Origin of the sequence: Mycobacterium sp., from assembly GCF_032162605.1 — a bacterium.
Taxonomy (GTDB): Bacteria; Actinomycetota; Actinomycetes; order Mycobacteriales; family Mycobacteriaceae; genus Mycobacterium.
Map to the genome: position 1 here is coordinate 1 of NZ_JAVROT010000204.1, position 5,839 is coordinate 5,839.

General features: G+C 64.8%; 5 protein-coding genes. All 5 read right to left on the bottom strand.

Annotation, left to right across the window (positions count from 1 at the left end; all coding sequences use genetic code 11):
* On the bottom strand, window positions 1-200 hold a 200-nt coding region (locus QOI01_RS12805), incomplete at its 3' end, for a MaoC/PaaZ C-terminal domain-containing protein (protein WP_526381427.1).
* Between the two features lie 27 nt (window positions 201-227).
* Window positions 228-1,922, bottom strand: a complete 1,695-nt coding sequence (locus QOI01_RS12810) for a PHA/PHB synthase family protein (protein ID WP_526381429.1) — start codon at window positions 1,920-1,922, stop codon at window positions 228-230.
* Window positions 1,923-1,927: 5 nt separating this feature from the next.
* The gene (locus QOI01_RS12815; protein WP_526381431.1) at window positions 1,928-3,430 is read right to left on the bottom strand and encodes a long-chain-fatty-acid--CoA ligase; all 1,503 of its coding nucleotides are present in this window, start codon (window positions 3,428-3,430) and stop codon (window positions 1,928-1,930) included.
* A 192-nt stretch (window positions 3,431-3,622) separates the two neighbouring features.
* Window positions 3,623-4,852: a PucR family transcriptional regulator gene (locus QOI01_RS12820; protein WP_526381433.1), complete on the bottom strand. Its 1,230-nt coding sequence runs from the start codon at window positions 4,850-4,852 to the stop codon at window positions 3,623-3,625.
* A 98-nt stretch (window positions 4,853-4,950) separates the two neighbouring features.
* Window positions 4,951-5,839, bottom strand: an 889-nt coding sequence (locus tag QOI01_RS12825) for a PucR family transcriptional regulator (protein WP_526381434.1), incomplete at its 5' end; no start/stop codon positions are given.

Consider the following 5,839-nt stretch of genomic DNA (forward strand, 5'->3'; position numbering starts at 1 on the left):
GTCAGGTAGTCATGCACGATCGTGCCCTTGAACGGGCCCTTCGCCGCCCGCTCGGGGTCGATGTGGATCCATTGACGGTCGCCGGTCGCGTCGGCGAACAGGTCGACCTGTTGCTGCGTGACCTTCATCCACTCGGTTGTGCCGAGAGTTTGTCCGACCAGTCCGAGTAGGTCGGCTGGTTGATCGAGAATAGTTGTCATAGAAGGCCTTTCGCGACGGCGATGGTGCTAGTGCTCCAGCACGTAGCTACCCGGAGCGGGCTCTAGCGGCGCCATCCCTGCGCCGCCGAGGACGTCCGGGGCAGGTTGCTTCTTGCCGCTGCGTTCGCCGAGCCAGGCGACGAAGTCAGGCCACCAGGAATCGGTGTGCTGGTCGGCCGACTCCAGCCAGAACGCGGGATCGGGCTCGTCCACGTCGGCGACGCGATAGCTCGACCTCGGATTCCCAGGCGGGTTGACTAGCGAAGCGATGTGGCCGCTCGAGGACAGCACGAAACGGACGTTCTTGACGCCGAGCGTCCTGGCGCTTCGATAGCAGGCCTGCCACGGCGAGATGTGGTCGGCGACCCCGGCGATCACGTAGGCATCGGTGGTCAGTTGGTTGAGGTCGACCGGCGTGCCCAACATGCTGACGGCTCCTGGCGTGACGAGGGAGTTGTGAAGTCCCATCGTGATCATGTCGCGGTGCAGCGCGGCCGCCATCCGCGTGGTGTCGGCGTTCCAGAAGAGCACGTCGAACGCCGTCGGGGACTTGCCTTCGATGTAGTTGTTGACCCAGTAGCGCCACACGAGGTCGGTCGGCCGCAGCCATGCGAACACCTCCGCTAGCGATCGGCCATCCAGGTAGCCCTGTCGAGCGGACAACGCGATCGCGATGTTGGCGGCCTCTTCGTCGATGGCGGCCGAAGCGAAGCCCGCCTTCCGCTGATCGAGCACCGTGACCATCAGCGTCAACCCGGCAAGCCGATGGCCCTCGCCGATGGCATTGAGATGCGCCGCGGTCATCGAGGCAAGGATCCCGCCCGAACAAGAGGCCTGGAGATGGGTGCGATCTGTCTGGGTGATCTTCTCGACGGCCTCCAGCGCGTTCAGGATCGCTTGGCCGTACGTGTCGAATCCCCAATTCCTGTCCTCTGCAGTGGGGTTTCGCCATGAGATGGCGAACACCTGCACGCCCTGCCGAACGAAGTACTCGATCATGCTCCGGCCAGGAGCGATGTCCATGATGTAGAACTTGTTGATCACGGGCGGCACCATCAGCAGGGGCACCGCATACACCTCGTCCGTCTGTGGCGCGTACTGGATCAGCTCGAACTCCTTGGTTCGGTAGACCACCGATCCAGGGGTGGTCGCGATCGTCTCTCCCAGCGTGAACGCATCCGGGTCGACCATCGACGGCACTCGGGGAGCCGACAGCATGTCCGAGACGAAGTGGCGCATGCCGCGGACCGCGCTCTGCCCGCCCGTGTCGATCAATGCCTTCCACCCCAGCGGGCTCAGAATGGGGTTGTTGCTTGGCGCAAGTCCCTCGGTGAGCACGTCCAATACGAACCGGATCCGCTCGGCGTCGCGCCAATCGAGGCCGGCATCCGAAAAGAGCTGGTCCACAGTGTTGGTGGCGGCAAGGTAGGCCTGCATCGTGCGCCGGAGCACCGGGTTGCCACGCCACGCGGGGTCGGCGAACCGCTTGTCTCCCTTGGCAGGAGCTAGCTCGGACTGGCCTTCGGCGATCGAGAGCAGCTCGCGGCCCAGTGTTCCGGCGCGCGACGCCAGCGTTCGTGGCCGTTTGGCGAGGTTGAGCGCGAATCTGCTCCACGCCGTGTTCGGCATCATCCTGTCCGCCACGCCGACGGCCGAGCTGGTCAACAGCAGATCCAAGGGTGCGGCCAGTTCGTCTGCGCCCTTGCTGGTCGTGGCTACCACGCTGACTATGCCTCCTCGGTTGGTGGTATTACTTTGCGACGCAACAGCTTGCCGGTCGGACCCGTGGGAAGGCTGTCCACGAACCAGATTCGCCGGGGATACTTGTACGCGGCTACCCGCCCCCTGACGAACTGTCGCAAATCTTCCGTCGCCGCTGCTATGCCTGCCTTCAGCACGACTGCCGCTCCGACTTCCTCGCCGAGAGAGTCGTGTGCGATACCGATCACCGCGACCTGGGCGACCGCCGGATGTTCGTGCAGTACTTCTTCGATTTCACGGGGGTACACGTTGTATCCACCGCGGATGATCAAGTCCTTCTTGCGGTCGACGATCCAGTAGTAACCGTCCTCGTCGACGACGGCGATGTCGCCCGTGGAGAACCAACCGTCCTTGATCGACGATTCGGTTGCCTCGGGCAGGTTCCAATATCCCTTCATGACGTTGGGACCCTTGATCTGAAGCTCTCCCGGGCTCCCCGTCGCGACTTCACTTCCGTTTTCGTTTACCAGGCGCACCTGCACGCCTTCGATCGGTGTGCCGATCGATCCCGGCCTGCGCACCGCATCGGGATGGTTGAACGTTGCGACCGGAGAGGTCTCGGACAAGCCATAGCCCTCGAGAATGACGGCATCGAACGTCTTCTCGAAATCGTTGAGGACGGCAACCGGTAGCGCAGCGCCACCGGATACGCAGGTGCGCAATGATGCCGTCGCATCGGACGAGAACTGATCGGCAACGGTGAGCAGCGCCGAGTACATGGTCGGCACGGCCTCCAGGACCGTCACGCGGTCACGGCCGATCCGCTCGATCGCCTTGGCCGGATCGAAGCGCGCCATCAACGATAGCCCCGCACCGGCGGCGATCGCGGCGTTCATCGCGCACGTCATCCCGAACACGTGGAACAGCGGCAAGCAGGCGAGCACGACGTCGTGCTCCGTCAGCTTCAGCAGGCGCCGCACGATGACGTCCCGGTTGCTCGCCAGGCTTCCGTGGGTCAGCTCGGCGCCCTTCGGCGTGCCGGTCGTTCCCGACGTGTGCAGCACGACCGCGGTATCGGACGCATCGCGCACGACCGGTTTGCCGTACTCCGGCAGATCAGCGGTCAACCAGGCCAACTCGGCGTCGTCGACGAGCCATGACTTCGCGGCGGCGCGCTGGGCGCCGTCGGTCGCCGGGCCGGCAAATGCCGGGGTTCCGATCAGCGCCTTGGCGGTGGTGTTGGACAAGTAGAAGGCAACTTCGCGGGCCTGCATCAGCGGGTTCATCGGCACTGCGATGGCGCCCATCCGCCAGATGCCGTAGTAAGCGATCGGCGCGGCCGCGATGTTCGGCAGCATCACGCCGACCCGATCTCCGACGCCGATACCTTCGCGCTCGAGCAGTGTGGCCAACCGGGCAGACGCACCCTCCAATTCCGCGTAGGTCATCGTCTGCTCGCCGGTGATTGCCGCGGTTCGATCAGGGATACGCGCGGCGCTAGCAACAAGATTGAGCGCGAGATTCGACATTGCGACTCCATCTGCCCCCGCTTCGGGGACTGTTCAATCGTCTCGATTGTGGGCCGCCCTGTCGTTGTTGCGCAGAACACCGCAGCCCCTGGGATGTTGTATCCAGAAACAATCACGCGGTTTCCGGGCGGCGCGACAATGAATTCCGCCAACGCGCGCGGCTTGCGTCACGCGAAACCGTTGATACCGGAATCACTTGGAGTGGCAATGACCGACATCGGGATTCTCCGCCTGCCACATGAGAAGTCGATGAACCTCGAACGCCAAGGAGATCTCGGCGACGTCCCGCGGCCGGGTCAGGGAACGGCCGGTTCGTTGTTCGATGCGGTGTAGCCGGTAGCGGACGGTGTTGGGATGGCAGAAGAGCAATTCGCCTGCGGTGCGCAAGGATCCGTCGTTCTCCAACCACACCCTGAACGTGTCGAACAGAATGTCCCGCTCGTCGTGGGAAAGTTCGGCGAAACAATCGATCGTGGGAGTCACGAGCTTCACCATCACCTCGGGAGCGCTGACCGCGGCCGTCGACAGAATGGAGCCGTCGAACTGCGTGACCCGCGGCGCCTGGTCCGGGCGTCCGCGCAGCGTCACGCGCGCGTAGCGCAGCGCCTGCGCGGTCTCCCGCAGGTCGTCGAACTTTGCGCTGACTCCGACAGGGCAGGTGGCCAGCCGCGACACCAGAGCCAGCACGTTGTCCAACTGCTGGGCGCTCTTCACGTGCACGATCCCGACGTGCAAGTCGGGCAGCTGTCGCCACGCGGAGAAGACGTCCATGCTGCGCATCTTCGATTCGATTCCGGGCAGAGCTTCGGTGCCGACGACACGCGATTCGGCGGCTATCACGACATATGGGCCCTTGGCGGGCAGCCGCAGATAGTCGGCGGCCTCCCACACGCTCGACTGCTCGAACAGTCGTCCGTGCAAAACCGAGTCGATGAGGACCTCGCGGTCGGATACGTCGCCAAGAAGTCGGCGGGTCTGTTCGGCTCGGTAGGCGGCCGCCATGGCAGTAGTGAAGACATCCTGGGCCGCAAGTATTTTCGCAGTCAGTACGCGCAGAGTATCGCCGCTCGCACGGGGACGGTTCGCCACCTCGCTCACGGCGGCGTCCCATATCCCGCGAAACCCGACCCGGTACGCCTCCATCACCGAGGCCAGCGGAACACCGTCGCGTGCGCGTTCTGTCCCCAAGTCGGTCGCCGCGGTCGGGTCGAACTCGGTGTCGGTGGCGATCGCGCCGAGGACCTGCCGAATGTTGGCCTCGCAGCCGTCGACAACCAGCTCGAATGGCACCGGTGCGGTGGCGTTGTACAGCCGCACTTCTCGGGCGATCGCGTGCGCAACCGCGGTCGCGAGTTCGTCGGTCCGCTCGTAAAGCGCCTTCGCGATCTCTGCGACTTGTTGCCGCGCTACGTCGCCGTCCATGCAGGAAAGGCTAGGTTCGCACAACCTCATCGCCATTGTCCTCCGACAACGAAAACCGCTGCGTTCGTTGTAGGCCCTAGATGACCGGGTTGACCGGGCTAGGCCTCGTCCGACTGGAGCACGGCCGTCCCGTACCACTGGCAAGCCAGGAGGGCGAGCTCGACGTCGAGACGGTCCAGCTCGATGGGGGTACCCCGCCTCGCGACCGCCCGGCCGATCCGGTATTTCACGGTGTTGAAATGCAGGTCCAGTTCCTCGGCCGCCTGTTTGTAGCTCGACCCGCACCGAAGGAAGACCCTGAGCGTCTCGCGCAGGCGGGCATCGCTCTCGGTGTCTGTCGACAACTCACCCAGCACGTCGGTCACCCAGACCTGGGTCGCGCCGATGTCGGCGCCGAGCAGCGCCGCCGCCGCCAAGCCGGGGTCCGAGGCGGCGACGACGGTCGGTCCGTCGGCACCCGCAGCGACCGCGACACCGCGCGCGGCCAGTGCTTCGCGGTGCGACCGGCGGAATCCGTCGACGCCGGAGGCAACCGTGCCGATTGCGACGTTCGGCGAATCGGGCCGCTTGCTCGTGAACTCACGCACCGAGTCGACGGCGTCCGGCGGTGCCGCGCGGTACGGGAGCCATCCCCATCCGCTGGTTTGGTCAGTGGCAGCGAACAGCGGATTCGAGCCGACGTCGGTGGCTTGTCCAAGCTCACGAACGAAACGCTGCAGCCGAGCGAGCTCGTCACCGCCCGCGTCCTCGTCCGAATACCACAGCACGACGGCGACATGATGCCACCGCAGCGGGTAGCGGATCGAGTCGCTGGTCGCGTCGACGTCGACCTGCTTCTTTCCTGCGACGACCTCACGGACTCGCAGTGCCCGGATGCTGTTCTGGTTCTCCAACCATCGTTCGCGCTCTTCCTCGTAGACGGCGACGACCTGTTGCGAGATCCAGTCGATGTACTCGAAGAGCGTGGTACTTATCGCCTCCAGCGCG